We start from the raw sequence: 414 nt of genomic DNA, 5'->3' as shown, positions 1-414 counted from the left end.
CAGAGTATCTGATCAACGACCGCCTGTCGTTCATGCGCTTTCTGGGATTGGGGCTGTCGGACCGCGTGCCGGATGCCAAAACGGTCTGGCTGTTTCGTGAGCGTTTGACACAGGCGGGTGCCATTGAAAGGCTGTTTGACCGATTTGACGCGACCCTGCGGAACGCCGGTTATCTCCCGATGTCCGGCCAGATCCTGGATGCAACACTGGTGGCTGCTCCAAAGCAGCGCAATACGAAGGCTGAGAAAGCGGATCTCCGGGCAGGACGTATTCCAGAAGACTGGCAGGACAAGCCCGCAAAGATGTCGCATAAGGATCGTCATGCACGATGGACACTTAAGTTCACGAAGGCGAAGCGGCAGGACGATGGAACCATACCGTCGAGCGATCTSGCYATCCCGTTCTTTGRCTACA

The 414-nt window shown here is 56.7% G+C and carries 1 protein-coding gene; it reads left to right on the top strand.

Annotation, left to right across the window (positions count from 1 at the left end; genetic code table 11):
- On the top strand, positions 1–414 hold a 414-nt coding region (locus KP705_RS18340), incomplete at both ends, for a transposase (RefSeq protein ID WP_215765336.1).

The sequence above is a fragment of the Gluconobacter sp. P1D12_c genome (genome assembly GCF_018812105.1).
Taxonomy (GTDB): Bacteria; Pseudomonadota; Alphaproteobacteria; order Acetobacterales; family Acetobacteraceae; genus Gluconobacter; species Gluconobacter oxydans_A.
This window is presented reverse-complemented; position numbering and strand designations above follow the sequence as displayed.